The following is a 20,760-nucleotide window of genomic DNA, read 5'->3' on the forward strand; positions in this document are numbered from 1 at the left end:
CGTCCAACGACATCGGGCGGGAGGGTTAACGCGGCCCGCCGAATGGACGTTTGCGCGGCTCCGGGGCCGCTGCTACCACGGAGGCGAGGGCTCGTCCGCGACGAGGCGTCGCGCGTCGAGGGCTTCGGGATCAAGCGCCAACTCAAGGAGCGACCGATGGCGAACGACGCGAATCCCAAGTTCGAGATACCGAACGAGATGCGCGATTTCGCGGAGAAGAGCGTCGAGCAGGCGCGCAAGGCGTTCGACAGCTTCATGGACGCGGCCCAGAAGGCCTCGACGACGCTTGAGAGCCAGCAGGAAGAGGTCGGGGAGCGCGCGCGCCAGGCCAACGCCGCCGCGGTCGCCTACGCCGAAGCGAACATCGCCGCCACCTTCGCATATGCGCAAAAACTCGTGCGCGCGAAGGACCTGCACGAGATGGTGGCGATCCAGACAGAGTTCGCAAAATCGCAAGTCGAAACACTTACGAAGCAGATAAACGAAAAAGGACAGTTTTCAGGGCGCTGGCCGGAAACAAAATGACGATTTCTAAGCGGCGAAGGGTTGATGCTCCGTCGCCGGGCGATTATGTTGCGCTGCACATAAAGCCCGTCGGTCGACGGGTTGCGGGTCGGCGCGGCACGGCGGATCGCGCGGCTTTCGTGTTGACGGATTCCGCCGCACGAGCTGAGGACTACGACAATGGTGACCTCTCCCAAGGCCGCCGCCGCCAAGGCGGATGACGTGATCGACGACGTCGCTGCGGCGGCGAACAAGACCTTCGAGACGCCCGCGCAGGTGCGCGATCTCGCCGAGAAGGGCGTGCAGCAGGCCAAGCAGACCTACAGCCGTCTGAAGAGCGCTTCGGAAGAGGCGACGGACGCTCTTGAGGACGTCTACGCCACGCTGTCGAAGAACTACAAGGAGTTCGGCAAGAAGTCGGTCGAAGCGACGCGCAGCAATGTGAACGCGCATTTCGACTTCCTGTCGTCGCTCATCGCCGCCAAGTCGCTAAGCGAGGCCGTCGAACTCCAGTCGTCCTACGCCCGCAAGCAGTTCGAGGTCGTCGGAGCGCAGGCCAAGGAGCTTTCGGCGCTCGCGCAGCGCGCGGTGGCCGACAGCGCTAAGCCGTTCCAGGACGTTGCGGCCAAGGGCCTCAAGTTCGCCCCGACCCGCTGAGACGTCGCCGACAGGCGACCGTCGATTGCAGCCGCGCCCGGGCCCCCCAAGGCCCGGGCGTTTTCGTCTCAAGAGACGATCATCTCTCGCGGAGGCGCCGCCCGGCCAAGCGGCTCCGTCCTGATGGACGCAGATCGCGTGTTGGAAAAGCGCCGCCGCCGCTTGCCTGCGCGTCCGGTTTCGCCTAGGTTCCGCCGCGCCGAAACGGCCCGGTGCCGCCATAGCTCAGTTGGTTAGAGCGCTTGATTGTGGATCAAGAGGTCCCTGGTTCGAGCCCAGGTGGTGGTACCAACATTCTTCCCGGATTGACCCTCAGATAAATCCAATGCGTGGGACGCCCCTGCGTCTGTAGGGCGCGCGCGTTTGCGCGCCGGCGCCGTCCTCGCCCTGCGCCCTTAGGCTCCCACCGCCCGCTTGGTCCGCTGTTTCGACGCGATAGGTGAGGCGGCCCGTCCTGGCGTTCGGAGCGGGCCGCCTCGGCGTTCGCCGCGGTCGAGGTGGTGCATGATTTCCATGACGTTGACGCGACGACGCAAGATCGCCGTAGGGCGCGGCGGCGTCGTCGTGCGATAGGGGAGGGTGAGCTGCGGGCGACGCGTGGGGGACGCTGAATCGTCGCCCGCAGCTCGGGTCCCCATCGGTCTCCGGCGGGTCGAGGACCGGAAATCGATGGAGCGAGGAGGCGGCCGCCGGAGCCATCCGGCGGCCGCAATTCGTCAGGCGCTCGACGCCTTCTCATGGGAGGCGTCGCCAAGAACCCGGATGAACGCCTGCACCATGGCGCAGCCCTGCGCCGTCAGGTCCATCTCTTCGGGCGCCTCGAGCCAACGACGAAACACGCCGAACACCAGCGCCCGGAACGCGCCCTGCGCCAGCGCTGGGGTGAACGCCGGGTGAAGCAGTCCGCGATCGCCGGCCGCGGCGAACAGAGCGCCGAACCGCGCGTCCAGCGAGCAGTCCGCCTCCTTCCGACGCTGGAGAGCGTCCGCCATCTCGTCGGTGTACTCGCAGCGCAGGAGCAGTATGGCGAGCACCCGCTTCTGGCTTTCGTCCGCCGCGATCCGGCGGAACATGTCGCAGACCACGTCGGCGACGGTCGCCAGCGGGTCGCGATCCGGCGTGTCGGCGAGCTTTTCGCAGAGATCCTCCTGCGGCAGCCACGCGCGGTCCTGCATCGCAAGGAAGAGCTCGACCTTGTTGGCGAAGTGCCAATAGACCGCGCCGCGGGTGACGCCGGCCGCGCGCGCGATGTCGTCGAGCGACGAACGCGCGACGCCGCGCTCGAAGAAGGTGATCTCCGCCGCATCGAGGATCTGATCGCGCGTCCGCTCTGCGTCCGCCTTCGTTTTGCGCATTCCGCTCCCGCCTTTCGCAACCATTATCCATACATGAATGTATGTAAAGAGGCTTGGGTCGGGCCGGTGCGAGCCAATGTGGTCTGCAGAAGCGAGGGGCCTGGGAGATGGGTTCGAGCCAGACGCGCTCGGCCGACCGTAGGGCTGAGGCCCTTGCCACAGCCGAGCCCAAGGCGGAGCGTGAGGCGCCCGCCGCGTTCACATGATGTGAGGGCGCTCAGGCTCTAGGGCGAGGCGACAGAAAGGCGGCCGCCGTGGAACGCACGCGCTCCGGGGGACGGGCGGCGTCCGCGCAGGCGACGCGGACCGGGGCCGGCAAATGAAAAAGGCGCGCTTCGAGAAGCGCGCCTTTGGTATTCTCTCTGACCGTTCGGCCGACCGGGCTTACCAGTCGACGTTGAAGGAATAGGCCACGCCGAGACCGACGGTGAACTGGTCCTTGGAGCCGGCGCGCTTCACGATCGGGCTGTCCGCGGCGTCGGACACTAGTCGGTTGTAGCCGCCGAACACGGTCGTGCTCCAGTTCTGCGTCCAGTCGTAGGTCGCGGCGCCCGCAACGCCGACCGACTTCACGCCGCCCTTGGCCTTGTAGCGCGACAGGCCGGTGCGAACCGAGTCGCGGTTCGTGACGCCGAAGTACTCATTCATGAAATCCGAGTCGCCGAGGGCGATACGGGGACCGACGGAGAGAGTCCACGGGCCCTGGCGTTCGATCCAGTCCGCCGCGATGTCGCCGACGAAACCGTCGTGGCCGGTCACGCCGTAGCGAAGCTCGCCGCGCACGCGGATGTTATGGGTCGGGTAGACCTCGAGGAACACGCCCGGCTCGATCCCCCAATCGACGTCGTGGAGACCGCGGAGCTTGTTGACCTCGCTCGAGTTGCGCTCGGAGCGCAGACGGCCGACCGGGCCGAACTGCAAGAATTCGCTGTCGAACAGCGCGAAACCAAACCCATCGTCCGGCGCGCCGAACTTCCACGGCTGGCCGGGACGACGAATGCTCAAGCCCGGGAAGCCGGACACGCCGTACTCGTCGACGCCTTCGAACTTGGGCTGAACCACGCCCGTGGCCTTCAGGGTGACGCGCCAGCCGGTCTCCTCCACCACGGTCGGGGCGATCACGACGCCGTCCGCCGCGAGATCGGCCGCGAAAGCGGGGACGGTGACGGTCGCGAGCGCTAGTGCGAGCAGGCTCGCGGTCGAACGGATGTGCATCTCAAAAGCTCCGGGGGGACGGGGCGCTGGAAAGCGCGTGCGCGCCTCCAGATCTTCGCGCCAAGTATGGCGTGAAACGGCGGGTCAAACACCCTTTCGCCGCGAAGAGATCTCATGCGTGGCGGAAAGGCCGCACTGCGTCAGCTTCGCTTGCATGGGTGCGGCGATACCCTCCGTAGGGAAGGCCGTCGTCGAGGTCGAACTGGAGGTATGGCGGCAAGGTCGCCGGCGTCAGCGCGGCGATCTCCGTGACATGCCCGATGTAGGCGACTTTCGCCTCGCTCAGGTGATGCCGCAACGCCTCCGCCGCGCCGTCGACGTCGTCGTCCGCGAGCCGGTCGGCGATGGCCAGATGCTCGGACAGGATCTGCCGAAAACCATGGGGCATCTTCGCGTAGAGCTGCCGGTTCGCGGCCAGCTGCAGCTGGCCGACGCGGAGGGCGTGAATGATCTGGGGGTTATCGCACAGCGCGATGACGTCGACGTGCAGCTCGCGTTCGAAGGCGCAGACTTCGAGCGGAGTGACATAGGGAAGCCGATTGTAGGCCTTCGCGAGGCGATCCCGCATGTCCCGGGCGGCGTGGTAGCGCCCGCCCTCCGCCGCGCGGCGCAGCGCCACCGGCTCCAGCGCGCGACGGAGTTCGTAGAGGTCCGCAGCGCGCTCGGCGGTGAGCGGCGTCACGCGCCAGAAGTTCCGCTCGTCCTTGTAGATCAGTCCCACCCGTTCGATCCGCGCAAGCACGTCGCGCGCGACCGTTCGCGAGACCCCATAGATCTTCGCGATTTCGAGCTCGATGATCCGCAGGGGACCGAAGATCGAGCCGCAGCCGACCTCCGCCTCGACCTCCGCGTAAATCCGCGACCAGGCGGCGGGCGCGCGTCCGCCGAAGTCGGACGCCGACGTAAGAGCGGCGAAGGCGTCGCGGTCGATGCGCCGCAAGCGTTTGGGCGGAACGCCGTCGCCGCCGACCACGCAGTAGCCGCGGCCCAGCAGCTTGGCGAGCCGCCCCTCGTCGCGCAGCAGTTCGAGCGCGGTCCGGACGGGCGTCCGGCTCGTCAGCAAGGCTTCCGCAACGATCGCCTCGAACAGGACGTCGCCCGGCGCGAGCCGGCCGGCGACGATCGCCTCCGCGATGAGGCCTCTAATGCGGAAGTGCAAACTTGAAGACACTTTTGGCCCCAACGAAGCGCACTACCGCAATACCAACGGTCGTCGATTGCTTAATGCAGCGTTAAGCCGGCTGTCGATCCGCAGCTTTGCGTATGATCCAAAATCATGCAATCGCAAGGCGGCAATTGCTGACGTATGCAACTCCGCCGTCTTAATCTTAAGGAGGTCGTTCGCCCGGCCGCCGTCCATGCGATGGTCGCTGAAACCGTTGGAACAAGACGGAGGAAGCGCATGGAGCAACTCAATGGGCGGCAACACGAAATCGTGGCGCTCGCGCGTTCGGTGGGCCGCGTGGTCGTGGAGGACCTCGCCGCGCGTTTCTCCGTCACGCCGCAGACCATCCGGAAGGATCTGAACGAACTCTGCGAGCGCCGGATGCTGTCGCGCGTGCACGGCGGCGCCACGATCGCGTCCGGGGTCGAGAACGTCGGCTACGACGCGCGCCGCTTCATCGCGCAGGACGAGAAAAGGGCGATAGGCGAGGCCGCGGCGCGGATCATTCCGAACGGCTCGTCGCTGTTCATTAACATCGGGACGACGACCGAAGAGGTGGCCCGGGCGCTCGGCCGGCACGAAGAGCTTCTCGTCATCACGAACAACCTGAACGTCGCGACCTCGCTCTACCGCCACCCCGGCGTCGACGTGATCGTCGCGGGCGGACCTGTCCGCCGCTCGGACGCCGGCATCGTCGGCGGCCCGGCCGTCGACTTCATCAAGCAGTTCAAGGTCGACTACGCGGTCATCGGCGTGTCCGCGATCGACGAGGAGGGCGCGCTTCTCGACTACGACTACCGTGAGGTCATGGTCAGCCAGGCGATCATGGAGAACGCGCGCGAAATCGTGCTCGTGGCGGACCGGTCGAAGCTCGCCCGCAGCGCGCCGATCCGGGTCGGGCGCCTGTCGCAGGTGGACGCCTTCGTGACGGATCGCCTCGACAGCGAGGAACTCGCCGAGCTGTGCCGGCGCCATGAGGTGCGGGTGGTCGAGACCGGCCTGCGCGACGAGGTCCAGAACGAAGCGGCGCAGTGATCTCTGAGGCCGGCGTCTTCGATGTCGCGATCGTCGGCGGCGGGATCAACGGCTGCGGCATCGCCCGCGACGCGGCCGGCCGCGGCCTTCGCGTGCATCTGAGCGAAGCGCGCGACCTCGGCGGCGCGACCTCGTCGGCTTCGACCAAGCTCATCCACGGCGGCCTGCGCTACCTCGAGACCTTCCAGTTCCGCCTCGTGCGCGAGGCGCTCGCCGAGCGCGAAGTTCTGCTCCGCCTTGCGCCCCACCTCGTCCGGCCGATGCGCTTCGTCCTGCCGCATCATCGAAGCCTCCGGTCCTGGCCGCTGCTCCGCTTCGGCCTGTTCCTGTACGACCGGCTTGGCGGCAAGACGACGCTTCCCGCGTCCCGCGCGCTTGATCTCGCCCGCACGCCCGAGGGCGCCGCGCTCAAGCCGAGCTTCCGCCGCGCCCTCGAATATGTGGACTGCTGGGTCGACGACAGCCGCCTCGTTGTCCTGAACGCGGTCGACGCTCGGGCGCGCGGCGCGACGATCGCACCCCGAACCGAAGTCGTCGCGGCGGAGCAGGGCGATGGCCTCTGGCGGCTGACGCTGCAGGACCGGAGCGGCCGGCGGGACATTGCAGCGCGCGCGCTGGTCAACGCCGCAGGCCCCTGGGTCGCCGTGATGGCCGGCCGGATCGCGGGGAGCGGCGAACCTCGGGTGCGGCTCGTGCGCGGCTCCCATATCGTCACCCGCCGGTTGTTCGCGGGCGACCGGGCGTTCATCTTCCAGCATCGCGACCGCCGGGTGGTGTTCGCGATCCCCTACGAGCAGGACTTCACGCTGATCGGCACGACCGACTGCGATCACGATGGCGATCCCGCCGGGGCGATCGCGAGCCCGGAGGAGGTCCGTTACCTCTGCGACGCCGTCAGCGCTTATTTCGCGACGCCGGTTCAGCCCGCGGACGTCGTATGGAGCTTCGCAGGCGTCCGGCCCTTGCGCGACGGAGGCGGGGACGCCGCCCAGAGGGCGAGCCGGGACTACGCGCTGGAGCTCGACGTCGGGGAGGGCAGGCCGCCTTTGCTGACGGTGATCGGCGGCAAGCTGACGACCTACCGTAAGCTGGCCGAAGCGGCGCTTGGCCGGCTCGCCGGGCCGCTGGGGGTGACCGCGCCGGCCTGGACCGGCAGCGTCGCTCTTCCCGGCGGCGACTTCGGAGGGCGCGCCGAGGCGACGCTCGTCGAGGATCTGACGCGCGCCTGCCCGTTCTTCGCGTCCGCGACCGCGCAGCGGCTCGTGCGGCTCTACGGGGTCCGGGCCCCCGCGATCTTTGCGGGCGCGGCGTCGATCGAAGACCTGGGCGAAGACTTCGGCGCGGGCCTCACCGAACGCGAGGCGCGTCATCTCTTCGACGCGGAGTGGGCGCGCACCGCCGAGGACGTGCTCTGGCGGCGAACCAAGCTCGGCCTGCGGTTCGACGCGCGTCAGACGGCGCGGCTCGCCGCGTTCATGAACACCCTGTCGGAGGACGGCGCGGCATGAGCACGCATCTTCTCGCAATCGACCAAGGCACGACCTCGACGCGGGCCATCCTGTTCGACGCCGGCCTCGCACCCGTCGCCTCGGCGCAGCGGGAGTTTCGTCAGATCTATCCGCGGCCGGGCTGGGTCGAGCATGACCCCGAGGATCTTTGGGCGACGACGGTCGCGACCGTCTCGGAGGCGCTGGCGCGCGCGGGCCTCCACGCAGCGGATGTGGCGGGCCTCGGGATCGCCAACCAGCGTGAGACCGTGGTGGTCTGGGAGCGCGCCACGGGCCGGGCGATACACAACGCGATTGTCTGGCAGGACCGTCGCACCGCCGAAGTCTGCGCGCGTCTTGAGGCGGAAGGAGCCGGGCGCGACGTCACGGCCAAGACGGGGCTGCTGCTCGACCCCTACTTCTCGGCCGCCAAGATCGGTTGGCTGCTCGACCACGTGGACGGCGCGCGCGCCCGGGCGGAGGCGGGCGAGCTCCTGTTCGGGACGGTCGACAGCTACCTGATCTGGCGTCTCACCGCCGGCTCCGCGCATGCGACCGACGCCACAAACGCCTGCCGCACCTCGCTCTACGACATTCACGCCGGGCGGTTCGACGAGGATCTCTGCCGGCTGTTCGGCGTGCCGCGCGGGACGTTGCCGCAGGTCTTCGACTGCGCGGGCGAATTCGGAGCGACGTCCCCGGAGGTCTTCGGCGGATCGATCCGGATCCTCGGCGTCGCGGGCGACCAACAGGCGGCCACTGTCGGCCAGGCGTGCTTCGAGCCCGGCATGGCGAAGGCGACCTACGGCACCGGCGCCTTCGCGCTGCTGAACGTCGGCGAACGGCCGGTCGCCTCGCGCAACAGGCTGCTGACGACCGTCGCGTACCAACTCGGCGGCGTTCGCACCTATGCGCTCGAAGGCGCGATCTTTGTCGCGGGCGCGGCGGTCCAGTGGCTGCGCGACGGGCTCGGCCTCGTGCGCGAAGCCTCCGAAACGCAGGCGCTGGCCGAGGCTGCCGACCCCGAACAGGACGTGTATCTGGTGCCAGCCTTCGTCGGCCTCGGCGCGCCGCACTGGGACGCGGAGGCGCGCGGCGCGCTGTTCGGACTGACCCGCGGGGCGGGCCGGGCGGAGATCGCCCGCGCGGCGCTGGAGTGCGTCGGATACCAGACGCGCGATCTCCTGGAGGCGATGCAGGCGGATTGGCCGGAGGGAGCCGGCGTGCGGACCGTTCTGCGGGTGGATGGCGGCATGGCGGCGAGCGATTGGACGCTGCAGTTCCTGGCGGACGTGCTCGACGCGCCGGTGGATCGGCCCACCGCGCCGGAGACGACCGCACTGGGCGCCGCCTATCTCGCGGGGCTCGCGGCGGGGGTGTGCCCGGAGCCCATGGCCTTCGCCGCCGCATGGCGCCTGGACCGGCGCTTCGAGCCGCAGATGGACCCCGCAAGGCGCGCCAGAAAGATCGCCGGATGGCGAGACGCGGTCAGCCGAACCAAGACTGTCTCCGACTGAGAGGCGAGATCTCCGCGCGAACGCGGAGACGCGGTCGAACTGAGGCGCAGGCTCACGCGGTCGGCGTCGGCTCGCGCGTCACGGCGGCCTCGTCGCGACGATAGCCGCGGCGATGGTAAAGCAGGCCGTCGCGATGGTCGTCGGACGCGTCGACCGCGTCCACCTCGACGATCAGCACGGTGTGGGTGCCGATCTCGCGCGCTTCCACAACCCGTCCGTCGAACACGGCCACGGCGTCGATTAGGGTCGGAGCGCCAGTCGACAGCACGCGCCACTTCCCTGTCGCAAAGCGATCGTCTTCACGGCCGCCTGACGAACGGGCGAAGGCGCGCGCCACGGCCTCCTGATCGCCGGACAGCACGTTGACGGCCAGCACGGCGTTCTCGGTGACGCGGGTGTGGATCGTGCTCGCGCGGTTCAGGCAGACGAGAAGGGTGGGCGGCGAGTCCGTGACGCTCGCGACAGCCGTCGCCGTCGCCCCGTGACGCCCGCCGGGACCGTCCGTCGTCACCACATGCACCGGCATCGCCACCCGCGACATCGCCTCGCGGTAACGCGTGGCGTTCTTATCCTTGACGGTCAAAGCGCGCTGCTCCGGGGATTGCCTGCGGGGGCCGAGACTGGCGGCCGCTCAGTCCATATAGGCGAGGGCGTTCGCAAAGGCAGCGCCTATCGCGCGCGATAGCGCTGGCTGGGCGTGCCGCTAGAGGCGGCGGCGGGCTTATCGCCGGCGAGAACAGGCGCTGCGCTCGATCACGCGCATCTTCTCTGCTCCCCCTCGGACGCGGCGGGCGGCGGCTCCGCCGACCGGCGGCGATAGCTCGCCGGGCTTTCTCCCCAGCGCGCCCGGAACGCCCGTGTGAAGTGACTTTGATCGGCGAAGCCGCAGCTCGCCGCGATCGCCGCGATTGGCTCGGACGTGCCGGCTACCAGATCCCGGGCCCGCTGAAGTCGCCGCTCGCGGGCCCAGCGATGCGGGGTGAGGCCCGTCGTCGCCTGGAAGGCGCGAATGAAATAGCTCCGCGACAGGCCGCAAAGAGCTGCGACGCCGGCGACGGAGACGCGGCCGTCCGCCAAAGCGGCGGTCGCCAGTCGTTCGCGGGCGGGCGAGAGGCCGCCGGCGCGGGGGCGGTCGGCCGCGGCTGACGCGGCTTTAGCCTCGGAGCGGCTTTCGCCGCGGCCGCGTTCGGACGGTCGTTCAAGCGTGGTCATGGGCGGCGCCTCCGGTTCGAGGTCTGGACGTCGACCGGAGGCTTTGCCGCGCGCTCCCGCAGCGCTCGCGTCGCTAGGCGGTCGCCTGGTTCGCGAGATCCAAAAGAGTGACGCTAGAGTTCCGGTGACGTGGTCACGACAGCGAACCTAAGTCCCCGAGATAATCATAAAAATAGAAACTATTGAAAAATACTGTTTCTCAAATTGTTAGGTCGCTTCTGCGAGGCCGCCGATGAGGTGTCGTACGACGGGTTCCCCCGGCCCTTTGTGAAAAGACCGCGCGGCTCCCTGCACGTCCGAATCGGCCTTGGACACTCGGCGGTGCTGGCGGAGGTGCTCGGCCCAGGATTCCACGCGGAACCACTCCACGACGACCTCGGGGTCCGCGGCGTCCTCCGCCGCCCCCCATTCGAAGGCGCCGTCGCGGCGGCGCTCATCGGCGAGACGATGGAGCGCCGCCAAGAACTGAGGTCTGTCGGCCGCGGCGATGCGGTACTCGATGAGGACCGTGACCGGTCCGCGGTCGTTCTCAAGCGGCGCGGCGAGCAGCGGCTCCGGCCAGTGGTTCGAGGGCGCGAGATCGGCCTCGCCCACCGGCAGCACGCGCCGGCGGAGCAGAAGGCCCGCGCCAAGCAGCGTCGCCGCTGCGACCAGCAAGGCGGGTGCGACGCCGATGTGATGCGCCACCAGGCCCCACAGCAGGCTGCCGCCGGTCATCGCGCCGTTGAACACCGTGAGGTAAACGGCGAGCCCGCGCCCGCGCACCCAATTCGGCAGGATCGCCTGCGCCGCGCCGTTCAGCGTCGTCAGCGCGACAATCCAGGCGATGCCGAGGGCGAGCAGCGCGACGAGCGCGACCGGCTTCGGCGGCGCGAGGACGAGGCCGGCCATGACCAGCGCCGCAAGGACCGCCGCGAACAGCATCAGACCATCCGCGCCAAGGCGCGCGCGCAGCCGCGGCATCACAAGTGCGCCGCAGATCGCGCCGACGCCGACGGCGCCGAGCATGAAGCCGTAAAAGCCGGCCGTCCCGCCTAGGAGCCCGCGGGCGACCAGCGGAAGCAGCGCCCAGATCGCGCTGCAGCAGGCGAAGAAGACCAAAGCGTGGAACAGCACGCGGTGCAGGTCGCGGCTGGCGCGGGCGTAGCGCAGACCGGCCCGGAAGGCTCCGGGGAAGCGCTCCGCCAGGGCGTCGTCGGCGGACGCGGGCCGGTTCCACCAGACCAGCGCCGCGATCACCAGCAGGTAGGACGCGACGTCGACGCCATAGGTCGCCGCCGAGCCGACCGCGCCCAGCAGAAGCCCGCCCGCTGCCGGCCCGATCGACCGCGCCACGTTGATGCCGAGCGAGTTCAACGCGACCGCGTCGCGCAGCTCGGCCTTTGGCACGAGCTCCGGCACGATGGACTGCCAGGTCGGCCCCATCAGCGCGGCGCCGACCCCACCGATGAAGGTCAGCCCGACGAGCGTGCCGACGGTGAGCGCGCCGGTCGCGGCCAGGACGGCGAGCGCCAGGCTGACCAGGCCGAGCAGGACCTGGATGGCGATGAGCAGCTTGCGGCGGTCGAGGATGTCGGACAGCACGCCGGCGGGGATCGCCAGCAGGAAGATCGGCAGCGTGCCGGCGGCCTGCACGAGCGCCACCGCGACCGGCGAAGCGGCGAGATCCGTCACGATCCACGCGCTCGCAATGTCGCGCATGAACGAGCCGGTGTTGCCGAGAACCGTCGCCGCCCAGAGCACCGCGAAGACGGGGCGCCGGAGCGGCGCGAAGGCGCCGGGAGGAGAGGGTGCGGCGCGGGGCGCGGCGTCGGTCATCAGGGTCTCGCGCCTTGCGCTGCGTGGGGGCGACATGCCCGCGCGCAGGCGCGGGCATGTCGAGTGGACCGGCTGAAGGTCAGCCTTCGACGAAGGCGAGCAGGTCGGCGTTGAGCACGTCGGCGTTCACCGTGAGCATGCCGTGCGAATAACCGGGGTAGGTCTTCAAGGTCCCGCTCTTCAGCAGCGGGGCTGAGAGCCGGGCGCTGTCGTCGATCGGGACGATCTGGTCGTCCTCGCCGTGCAGCACGAGGGTCGGCACGCTGATAGCCTTGAGGTCCTCGGTCTGATCGGTCTCGGAGAAGGCCTTGATGCCGTCGTAGTGCGCCTTGGCGGAGCCCATCATCCCCTGGCGCCACCAGTTCTGGATCAGGCCCTCGTGCGCCGTCGCGCCGTCGCGGTTGAAACCGTAGAACGGGCCCGCGGGCACGTCCCGGAAGAACTGGGCGCGGTTGGCTGCCAGGGCCGAGCGAAACCCGTCGAAGACTTCGATCGGCAGACCGCCGGGGTTGCTTTCGGTCTTCAGCATCAGCGGCGGCACGGCGCTGACCAGCACCGCCTTGGCGACGCGGCCCTGTGGCTCGCCGTGCTGCGCGACGTAGCGCGCGACCTCGCCGCCGCCCGTTGAATGACCAATATGAACCGCGTTCTTGAGGTCGAGGTGTTGCGCGACGGCCGAGGCGTCCGCGGCGTAGTGGTCCATGTCGTGGCCGTCCCAGACCTGCGCCGAGCGGCCATGGCCGCGCCGGTCATGCGCTACGACACGGTAGCCCTTGCCGACGAAGAACAGCAACTGCGCGTCCCAGTCGTCCGACGACAGCGGCCAGCCGTGATGGAACACGATCGGCTGGGCGTCCTTCGGGCCCCAGTCCTTGTAGAAGATGTCGACGCCGTCGCTCGTGGTGACGAAGGGCATGTTCTTGTCCTCAAGTTGAAAGGAAAGGTCAGACCGCCCAGCACGCGCAGCCGAGCGCGCCCCAGAATGCCTTGAGATCGCCGACGGGCAAGCCGCCGGATGCGGCGCGCGCGTGTTCGTGGCCGTGGACGCCGCAGGCATTGGCGCAGGCGCAGGCTACGCTTTGAAGACGAAGCGCGCGGTCCTTCTTCGCCTCCGCCCTCCAGGCGCCGTAGCCGCCGAAGGCGCGAACCGGCGACCAGTCCGGCATCGCCGGCGGGACGTCGGTTTCATCCAGCTTGGCGAAGTCGCCTTTCGCGAACACGATCCTGCCGCCGACCATCGTGAGGTCGGAGGTGATCCCGGCGATCTCGTCGTCGCGGCACGAGAAGAAATCGGCGTCTGGGACGATGAGGTCCGCGAGCATGCCGGCCTCGATCCGGCCCTTCACCCCCTCCTCGTTCGAAAACCAGGTGACGTTCTCGGCCCACATCCTGAGCGCGGTCTCGCGATCGAGGCGGTTGCGGGTGGGGTAGAGCTGCAGGCCTCCGACGGTGCGGCCGGTGGCGAGCCAGGCCAGCGAGACCCACGGGTTGTACGAGGCGACGCGCGTGGCGTCGGTGCCCGCCGAGACCTTCACCCCCTTCTCCAGCATGCGGGCGAAGGGCGGGGTCGCTTCGGCCGCGCCGTAGCCGTAGCGCTCGACGAAGTATTCGCCCTGATAGGCCATGCGGTGTTGCACGGCGACGCCGCCGCCGAGCGCCGCCACCCGGTCGATCGACCGCTCCGAGATGGTCTCCGCATGGTCGAAGAACCAGTTGAGCCCTGCGAGCGGGATCTCCTGGTCGATCTTCTCGAACACGTCGAGCGCGCGTGAGATGGTCTCGTCATAGGTGGCGTGCAACCGCCACGGCCAGCGGTTTTCGGCCAGCACACGAACGACTCCTTCGAGGTCGCCCTCCATTTCTGGCGCCATGTCCGGCCGTGGTTCGCGAAAGTCCTCGAAGTCGGCGGCGGAGAATACCAGCATCTCGCCCGCGCCGTTGTGCCGGAAGTAATCGTCGCCCTGCTTGTACTTGGACGTCGCCGTCCAGTTGAGGAAGTCGTCGCGCTCGGCCTTGGGCTTCTGCGTGAACAGGTTGTAGGCGAGGCGGATGGTGAGCTGGCCGTCGTCGGCGAGCTTCTGCACCACGGCGTAGTCGTCCGGGTAATTCTGGAAGCCGCCGCCGGCGTCGATCGCGCCGGTGACGCCGAGCCGGTTCAGCTCACGCATGAAGTGGCGCGTCGAGTTGACCTGATACTCGAACGGCAGCTTCGGTCCTTTCGACAGCGTCGAATACAGGATCCCGGCGTTGGGCTTCGCCAGCAGGAGGCCGGTCAGTTCGCCCTTGGCGTCGCGGGTGATCTCGCCGCCCGGCGGGTTCGGCGTGTCCTTCGTGTAGCCCACCGCCCGCAGCGCCGCGCCGTTCAGCAGCGCGCGGTCGTAGAGGTGAAGGATGAATACCGGCGTCTCGGGCGCGACCTGGTTCAGCTCGTCGATCGTGGGAAGGCGCTTCTCAACAAACTGGTTCTCGGTGAAGCCGCCGACGACGCGCACCCACTGCGGCGGCGGGGTGATCTCCACCTGGCGGCGCAGCATCTCCATGGCCTGGCCGAGCGACGGCACGCCGTCCCACCGCAACTCCATATTGAAGTTCAGTCCGCCGCGGATGATGTGCAGGTGGTTGTCGATCAGCCCCGGCAGAACGCGGCGGCCCTTCAGGTCCACCATTTTCGTCTCCGGTCCGCGATGGACCATCACCTCGCTCTCGCGCCCCACGGCGAGGAACCGGCCGTCCTTGATCGCGACGGCCTCGGCGGTCGGATTGGAGCGATCAAGGGTCGTGACGAGAGCCTTGATCAGGATCAGGTCGGCGGTCACGGCGTCCGTCATCTGAGTGTCGTCGCCGCGCGCGGCCAAGGGAAGGCCGCCCGCGAGCGCGGCCGCGGCGGCGCCGAGCGCCGTTTCTCGTCGGGTTGGGCTCATGGGCGCGCGTTCTCGTGTGAAGGGCTGTCGTCCGAAGGCGCACGCCGCCCCGGCAGCGCGCCGAACAGGTGCGGGGCGCATTTCGCTTCCGCCCAGGCCGCGGCGGGGGAGAGACCGGCGATCATCTGCTTGCCCAACGGCACGATCTGCTCGCCGACCAGGATGCCGAGCAGCCCGACCAGCGCCACCAGCGGCGGCGCGGGCGAGCGGACCTGAAGCAGGCTGTAGACCACGCCGACCAGCAAACCGGCGCCGGCGGACAGGAGATACATCCTCATCGGGGCTAACCCTCCGGCATTTGGACGGCTGTCAGTGTCCGCCTTCGGAGGCGCCGAACATCGTCTTGGCGTAGGTGACGCCGAGGCCGTAGGCGCCGCCGTACTGCTTCGCGACGCCGGTGGTGAAGTCGTAGGTCTCGGTCCGCGCCCAATCGCGCTGCAGTTCGAGCAGATACTGAAGCGAGGTCATCGGGCGGACGCCGGCCTGGATCATGCGGTCCATGGCGCGCTCATGAGCCTCGTCCGAGATGTCGCCGCAGGCGTCGGCGATCACGTAAGCCTCGAAGCCTTGGTCGAGCGCCGAGAGCGTCGGGCCCACGATGCAGACCGAGGTCCACAGTCCGGCGAACACCAGTCGTGATTTGCCGATGCGGTTGACCTCCTCGATGACGGCGGCGTCCTCCCAGGTGTTCATCGAGGTCCGGTCCAGCATCTTCTGGCCCGGGAACGCGTCGCTGATCTCCGAAAACATCGGGCCGGAGAAGCTCTTCTCTGCGACCGTCGTCAGGATCGTGGGAACGCCGAAGCCTTTGGCCGCGCGGCTGATCAGCGCCGCGTTGTTCCGAAGCGTCACGGCGTCGATCGACTTGGTCGCGAACGCCATCTGCGACTGGAAGTCGATCAGAACAAGCGCATGGTCGGTGGGCGAGATCAGCAGTGAGCCGGGTGTGGGCGTGGCGGTGGCAGGCATGACAAGTCCCCCTTTGCGGCGCCGCGGCGGCGCCGGACGCGGGCGCACTTTCGTTCGGGGATGGGCGCCTCGTCTTGAACGTTTGAGCCCTGTTTTGAGGGAGCGGATCAGCGAAGTCCGAGGCCGGCGCCGATCAGATCGGCGGCGCGTTCGCCGATGAGCACGCACGGGGCGAGGGTGTTGCCCCCGGCGATCGCCGGCATGATTGAGCCGTCCGCCACGCGCAGGCCTTCGACGCCGTAGACCTTGAGCGACCCGTCCACCACCGACAGCGCGTCGCGGCCCATCTTCGCCGTACAGGTCTCGTGGAAGTAGGTACCGGCGGCGTTGCGCAGAAAGTCGAGCCGTTCGGCGTCGGGGAGGGCGCCTGGCATCAGCTCGCGCTTCACGAAGGGGCGCAGGGCCTCCGAGTTTCCGATTTCGCGGCAGAGCTCCAGCGCGACCATGAGGGCGCGCACGTCCGCCTCCTCGCTCAGGAAGTTCGCGTGAATCCGGACCGGGTCCTCGGGCCGCGGCCCCGTAAGCTCGAGATGGCCGCGGCTCTTCGGACGGATCAGTCCTGGCGCGAGCGTGAAGGCGAGCGAGGGATCGACGGGCAGGTCGTAGGCCGGCCGGGTGATCTCGGAGCCGAAGGCGGTCTCCTCGAGCATCGGCTGCAGGTCGGGCGAGGGCAGGGACGCGTCGCTCTTGCAGAAGAAGGTGAACTCCGCCGAGTTGTTCCGCGGCGGCTCCGGCGTGCGGTACTCGAACACGCAGCCTGCGACCAGGATATGGTCCTGGAAGTTCTGCCCGACGCCGGGGAGATGCTGGATCACGTCGATCCCGTGCCGCTTCAGCTCGCGCTCGTCGCCGACGCCGGAGAGCATGAGAGTCTTGGGCGTGTTTATGCCGCCGAGCGACAGCACCACTTCGCGCTCCGCCCGGACGACTTGGATCTCGCCGCCAATCTCGAACTCGACGCCGACGGCGCGCCTGCCCTCGATCACCACCCGGCGGACCGTCGCGCCGGTCAGCACCGTGAGGTTCGGCTGGTCGAGGCGCGGGGCGAGATAGGCGACCGCAGTCGAGACCCGCCCGCCGTCCTTTGCGACGTTGACGTTCGCCACCGCGCAGCAGCCGTCGCCGGCCATCGACTCCGCATTATGGTCTGCAACCTGCGGCACGCCGAGCGCCGAGGTCGCTTCAAGCAGCGCGCCGACCACGGGCACCGGGCTTTTCGGCAAGGTGATCGCCATCGGCCCGTCGACGCCGCGCAGGGGAGAGGCCGGGCCGTCCCAGCTTTCAATCCGTCTATAGAGGTCGATCGCCGCGGCGTAGCCCCAGCCGGCGTCGCCGCTCTCCGCCTCCCAAAGGTCGAAGTCCGCCTTGTGGCCGCGCGCCCAGACGAGGCCGTTGACGGCGGAGCCCCCGCCGAGCACCCGGCCCATCGGCAGGGCGGCGCGGCGACCGTTCAGACCAGCGCAGGGCTCCGAGGCGAAGGCCCAGTCCCGTTCCGAGCCGATGTTACGCATCCAGATCGTCGGGTCGCGGACCTCGGGAACATCGCCCCATCCGCCGGCTTCCAGCACGAGCACCCGAAGCTCAGGATGGGCGGCGAGCCGTCCCGCGACGACGCAGCCGGCCGCCCCTCCGCCGCAGATGACGACGTCGAAGGTCGCGATATCACGTACGGTCATGGCGTTCGGTCCGGTGTGCGAAGAACGGAAAGGCGGTGGCGCGCCGATTGCACGCTTGATCGCCGCATCGCGGCGTGGCGAGGTCGCGGCGGACCTGCGGGAAGGGGCGAACAAAGGTGACATCAGCGGACACGAGCGCCACGACGGGCGACGACGACGCGCCGGGCGACTGGCGTCTGCGGCCGCTGCAGTCGCGCCCTGGCTTCCTGATCCGCCGCCTGCACCAGATCCATGTCGCGTTGTTCCTAGAGGAATGCGCTTCGGAGGGGCTGACGCCGGTGCAGTACAGCGTGCTGACCGCGCTCGACCAGATGGGCCAGGTCGAACAGGTCGCCCTGTCGCGCGCGGTCGGCGTTGACCGCACCAACGTCGCCGAGGTGATCGCGCGGCTGGAGCGTCGGCGCTTCGTGCGCCGGCGCCTGTCGCCGGACGACGGCCGCAAAAAGCTGGCGGTGCTGACGGACCTCGGCCGCTCCGTGCTCAAGCGCGTCGAGCAAGGCGCGGCGCGCGCCCACGAGCGCACGCTTGCGGCGCTTCCAGAGGCCCGGCGCGAGGGCTTCCTCGACGACCTGGCGCTGCTCGTCGAGAGCAACAACGCCATCAGTCGCTCGCCAGTCTCAGGCTGATCCCACGCGCGCCGGCGCCAAGCGCGCGGCCTGCGGCGCGGCGTGACAACCCGCGCCCGCCCAAGCCTCGTTGATCTGAGACGGTGCGGATCCCAACCCGCGGAATTGGGCTCTGCGATGTCCAAATCGTCAGTACCATGACGATTGCCTTTGGTTGAGGCGCCGGTGCGGCGTGGGAGGGCAGATCGACCCGCCGCCGCCATGCAGCGCCGGACGGCGTGTAGGAATTTCAGAACGAGTCCAACGAAACGCAGCATCTGGCATGCAATTTGATTGCCAGCTGGCCGGCGGACGACGCCAAGCGAACAAGGGTGCTGATCCGCAGGGCGCGCCTGCCAAGACAGCTCCGGAACGAAATAGGACGTACACTGATGACCGTGGTCCGGTTCGAGGCTGTGTCCAAGCGATATGCGGGCGTGGAGGCGCTGGCCGTCGCGGACCTGAACCTCGTCTGCGGCGAGGGCGAAATGATCGCGCTGCTCGGCCCCTCCGGCTGCGGCAAAAGCTCCACGTTGAAGATGGCGGCCGGCCTCGAGGACCTTTCGGCCGGCGAAATTTTCTTCGACGACGAGCCGGTGGCCCGGCTCGAACCCGGCGCGCGCAACGTCGCGATGGTGTTCGAGGACTACAGCCTCTACCCGCGCATGACCGTGCGCGAGAACATCGCGTTTCCGCTCGCGGCGCGCGGCGTCGACCGGGCCACGGCGCGCGCCCGCGTGGACGACGCTCTCGGCCTCCTCGGTCTCGACGACATGGCCGATCGGCCCGTGACCGGCCTGTCCGGCGGCGCGATGCAGCGCATCTCGATCGGTCGGGCGCTGGTGCGCGACCCGCGCCTCATCCTGTTCGACGAGCCGCTGTCCCATCTCGACGGCGACCAGCGCGTGCAACTCCGCACCGAGATCAAGCGGCTGCAGAAGACCCGCCACGTCACGTCGATCCTCGTCACCCACGACCAGACGGAAGCGACCGCGATGGCGGACCGCATCGCAGTGATGCGTCACGGCGTGCTGCAGCAAGTCGACACGCCGGCCGCGATGTACGAGCGGCCCGCGAACGTGTTCGTGGCGAACTTCATTGGAGAGCCGCCCATGAACATGCTGCCCGGTCGCCCGGCCGGCGCAGGCGCCGTCCATGTAGAGGCCTTCGGCCGCGCGATCGCCGTCGAGCCGCTGCGCGCGGCGCGCGCCGAACGCGGCGACGGCGATCTCATCGTCGGCATTCGACCGGAGCACCTGGCGATCGCGCCCGCGCAGGGCGAACGCGCCGACGCCGTCGTCAGCTACCGGGAATGCCGCGGCGACGCCGACTCCTTGATCCTGACCCCACGGGCGGCGCCCGACGTCCAGATTCTCGTCGAGATACCGGGCCCGGCGGCGTTCCGCCCGGGCGACGCCGTCGCCGTGTCGGTGGCCCCTGACCGGGTCCACCTGTTCGAGCGCGCGAGCGAGCGGAACGTGGAGGCTGTCTCGTGACGTCGTTTCAGCCTCGCGCCGGGCTCGCGCTCAGCGGCGTGCGCAAACGCTTCGGCGCAACGCTCGCCCTCGAAGGCGTCACGCTGTCGGTCGGGCCGGGCGAGGTGCTTGCGATCACCGGTCCCTCCGGCGCAGGAAAGACCACGCTCTGCCGCGTCGTCGCCGGCCTCGAGACGCCCGACGAGGGGTCGGTGCGGTTCGGAGGCGAGCCAATGGACCACGTGCCTCCGGACAGGCGCCGCGTCGCCTTCATGTTCGAGTCCTACGCGCTCTACCCGCATCTCTCGGTGCGCGACAACGCGCTGTCCCCGCTGCGCGCGCCGGGCGGCGGTATCCCGCGCGAGCGTCATCGGGCGATCGTGGACGAGACGCTGGGACTGCTTGAGATCGCGCATCTGGCCGATCGTCTTCCCGGCGCGCTCTCCGGAGGCCAGAAGCAGCGCGCCGCGCTCGCCCGCGCGCTCGTCCAGCAGCCGCGTGCCCTGCTGCTGGACGAGCCGATCTCGCATCTCGACGCCAAGCTTCGCCACAAGCTCCGGGGCGCCATCCGGCAGCGGCTGATGACGCGGGACAGCCCGTCGATCTGGAGCACGCCGGACGGGTTGGAAGCGCTGTCGGTCGGCGACCGGGTGGCGGTGATCGACCATGGCCGGATCGAGCAGATCGGGACGCCCGAGGACATCTGGCTGCGCCCGGCGACCATGACGGTGGCGCGGTTGATCGGCGATCCGCCCATGAGCGTGCTGAACGGAGAGCTCGAGGGCGAAGGCGACGCGCTCGTCTTCGCGCGCGAGGGTCTTCGGTTGCCGCTGCCCGCAAGCCTTGCGGCCGACGCGGCGCGGGCGACGAGCCGGCGGGTGTCGCTCGGCCTCCGCGCCGGCGCCTTGAACCTCGCCGCCGCGGACGCGGCGGGGGCGGCGCGCGGCGAGATCTACTCGCACGAGCCGTTCGGCAAGCACGAGATCATCACCTTCAGCGTCGCGGGCGGCGCGCAGATCAAGATCAAGACGCGGGCCGCCGCCCGGGTGCGCATCGGCGAGACGGCGGGGCTGATCTGCCCGCCCGAGGCGCTGGCGCTGTTCGACACCGAGACCGGCCGCGCGCTGCCGGCCTCGGCCGCATGACTTA

General features: G+C 69.2%; 19 protein-coding genes and 1 tRNA gene. 9 read left to right on the forward strand and 11 right to left on the reverse strand.

The window, feature by feature from the left end:
• The first annotated feature begins 156 nt into the window (after window positions 1–156).
• From METY_RS05410 to METY_RS05420, 3 genes are all read left to right on the forward strand, one after another.
• Window positions 157–525 carry a phasin family protein gene (locus METY_RS05410; protein WP_103120354.1) on the forward strand — a complete coding sequence of 123 codons (369 nt, stop codon included), beginning with the start codon at window positions 157–159 and terminating at the stop codon, window positions 523–525.
• Between the two features lie 159 nt (window positions 526–684).
• Window positions 685–1,161: a phasin gene (locus METY_RS05415; RefSeq protein ID WP_103120355.1), complete on the forward strand. Its 477-nt coding sequence runs from the start codon at window positions 685–687 to the stop codon at window positions 1,159–1,161.
• 214 nt (window positions 1,162–1,375) lie between these two features.
• Window positions 1,376–1,452 (forward strand) — tRNA-His (locus METY_RS05420).
• Window positions 1,453–1,877: 425 nt separating this feature from the next.
• Here METY_RS05420 and METY_RS05425 read toward each other — a convergent pair.
• The 3 genes from METY_RS05425 to METY_RS05435 all read right to left on the reverse strand — a co-directional run bounded on the left by METY_RS05425 (window position 1,878) and on the right by METY_RS05435 (window position 4,902).
• The gene (locus tag METY_RS05425; RefSeq protein ID WP_160147309.1) at window positions 1,878–2,516 is read right to left on the reverse strand and encodes a TetR family transcriptional regulator; all 639 of its coding nucleotides are present in this window, start codon (window positions 2,514–2,516) and stop codon (window positions 1,878–1,880) included.
• A gap of 384 nt (window positions 2,517–2,900) precedes the next feature.
• A complete protein-coding gene (locus tag METY_RS05430; protein ID WP_103120357.1) occupies window positions 2,901–3,731 on the reverse strand; it encodes a MipA/OmpV family protein in 831 nt (276 codons plus the stop codon).
• A gap of 112 nt (window positions 3,732–3,843) precedes the next feature.
• Window positions 3,844–4,902, reverse strand: coding sequence for a GntR family transcriptional regulator (locus METY_RS05435; RefSeq protein WP_160147310.1), 1,059 nt, complete (start codon window positions 4,900–4,902; stop codon window positions 3,844–3,846).
• Between the two features lie 231 nt (window positions 4,903–5,133).
• Here METY_RS05435 and METY_RS05440 point away from each other — a divergent pair, with 231 nt between their 5' ends.
• Genes METY_RS05440 through glpK form a run of 3 tightly spaced genes read left to right on the forward strand, consistent with a single transcriptional unit; the run spans window position 5,134 to window position 8,935 of the window.
• Entirely contained in the window at window positions 5,134–5,931 is a 798-nt protein-coding gene (locus METY_RS05440; RefSeq protein ID WP_103120359.1) for a DeoR/GlpR family DNA-binding transcription regulator, read from the forward strand.
• Window positions 5,928–7,439 carry a glycerol-3-phosphate dehydrogenase gene (gene glpD / locus METY_RS05445; RefSeq protein WP_103120360.1) on the forward strand — a complete coding sequence of 504 codons (1,512 nt, stop codon included), beginning with the start codon at window positions 5,928–5,930 and terminating at the stop codon, window positions 7,437–7,439. The genes METY_RS05440 and glpD overlap by 4 nt, the downstream gene beginning before the upstream one ends.
• Window positions 7,436–8,935 carry a glycerol kinase GlpK gene (gene glpK, locus METY_RS05450; RefSeq protein ID WP_103120361.1) on the forward strand — a complete coding sequence of 500 codons (1,500 nt, stop codon included), beginning with the start codon at window positions 7,436–7,438 and terminating at the stop codon, window positions 8,933–8,935. The genes glpD and glpK overlap by 4 nt, the downstream gene beginning before the upstream one ends.
• 52 nt (window positions 8,936–8,987) lie before the next feature.
• On the opposite strand, the gene METY_RS05455 is transcribed toward glpK, so the two are convergent.
• The 8 genes from METY_RS05455 to METY_RS05490 form a co-directional block, all read right to left on the reverse strand.
• On the reverse strand, window positions 8,988–9,518 hold the full coding sequence (locus tag METY_RS05455) for a flavin reductase (RefSeq protein WP_103120362.1): 531 nt from the start codon (window positions 9,516–9,518) through the stop codon (window positions 8,988–8,990).
• Window positions 9,519–9,688: 170 nt separating this feature from the next.
• Window positions 9,689–10,147, reverse strand: a complete 459-nt coding sequence (locus METY_RS05460; protein WP_103120363.1) for a helix-turn-helix domain-containing protein — start codon at window positions 10,145–10,147, stop codon at window positions 9,689–9,691.
• 207 nt (window positions 10,148–10,354) lie between these two features.
• On the reverse strand, window positions 10,355–11,965 hold the full coding sequence (locus METY_RS05465) for an MFS transporter (RefSeq protein WP_103120364.1): 1,611 nt from the start codon (window positions 11,963–11,965) through the stop codon (window positions 10,355–10,357).
• Window positions 11,966–12,044: 79 nt separating this feature from the next.
• Entirely contained in the window at window positions 12,045–12,881 is an 837-nt protein-coding gene (locus tag METY_RS05470) for an alpha/beta fold hydrolase (protein WP_103120365.1), read from the reverse strand.
• 28 nt (window positions 12,882–12,909) lie between these two features.
• Window positions 12,910–14,793 carry an amidohydrolase gene (locus METY_RS05475; protein ID WP_200819609.1) on the reverse strand — a complete coding sequence of 628 codons (1,884 nt, stop codon included), beginning with the start codon at window positions 14,791–14,793 and terminating at the stop codon, window positions 12,910–12,912.
• An 89-nt stretch (window positions 14,794–14,882) separates the two neighbouring features.
• Window positions 14,883–15,164: a XapX domain-containing protein gene (locus METY_RS05480; RefSeq protein WP_103120367.1), complete on the reverse strand. Its 282-nt coding sequence runs from the start codon at window positions 15,162–15,164 to the stop codon at window positions 14,883–14,885.
• A 31-nt stretch (window positions 15,165–15,195) separates the two neighbouring features.
• Entirely contained in the window at window positions 15,196–15,855 is a 660-nt protein-coding gene (locus METY_RS05485; protein ID WP_103120368.1) for a hydrolase, read from the reverse strand.
• A gap of 107 nt (window positions 15,856–15,962) precedes the next feature.
• Complete coding sequence (locus tag METY_RS05490; protein WP_103120369.1) at window positions 15,963–17,531, reverse strand: GMC family oxidoreductase; 1,569 nt, start codon at window positions 17,529–17,531, stop codon at window positions 15,963–15,965.
• A 116-nt stretch (window positions 17,532–17,647) separates the two neighbouring features.
• Here METY_RS05490 and METY_RS05495 point away from each other — a divergent pair, with 116 nt between their 5' ends.
• The 3 genes from METY_RS05495 to METY_RS05505 all read left to right on the forward strand — a co-directional run bounded on the left by METY_RS05495 (window position 17,648) and on the right by METY_RS05505 (window position 20,756).
• Window positions 17,648–18,157, forward strand: a complete 510-nt coding sequence (locus METY_RS05495; protein ID WP_103120370.1) for a MarR family winged helix-turn-helix transcriptional regulator — start codon at window positions 17,648–17,650, stop codon at window positions 18,155–18,157.
• A gap of 371 nt (window positions 18,158–18,528) precedes the next feature.
• Window positions 18,529–19,632 (forward strand): ABC transporter ATP-binding protein, encoded by a 1,104-nt coding sequence (locus tag METY_RS05500; protein ID WP_103120371.1) that lies wholly within the window; start codon window positions 18,529–18,531, stop codon window positions 19,630–19,632.
• Window positions 19,629–20,756, forward strand: a complete 1,128-nt coding sequence (locus tag METY_RS05505) for an ABC transporter ATP-binding protein (RefSeq protein WP_103120372.1) — start codon at window positions 19,629–19,631, stop codon at window positions 20,754–20,756. The genes METY_RS05500 and METY_RS05505 overlap by 4 nt, the downstream gene beginning before the upstream one ends.
• Window positions 20,757–20,760 lie beyond the last annotated feature (4 nt).

It is taken from the genome of Methylopila sp. Yamaguchi, from assembly GCF_002897035.1.
Taxonomy (GTDB): domain Bacteria; phylum Pseudomonadota; class Alphaproteobacteria; order Rhizobiales; family Methylopilaceae; genus Methylopila.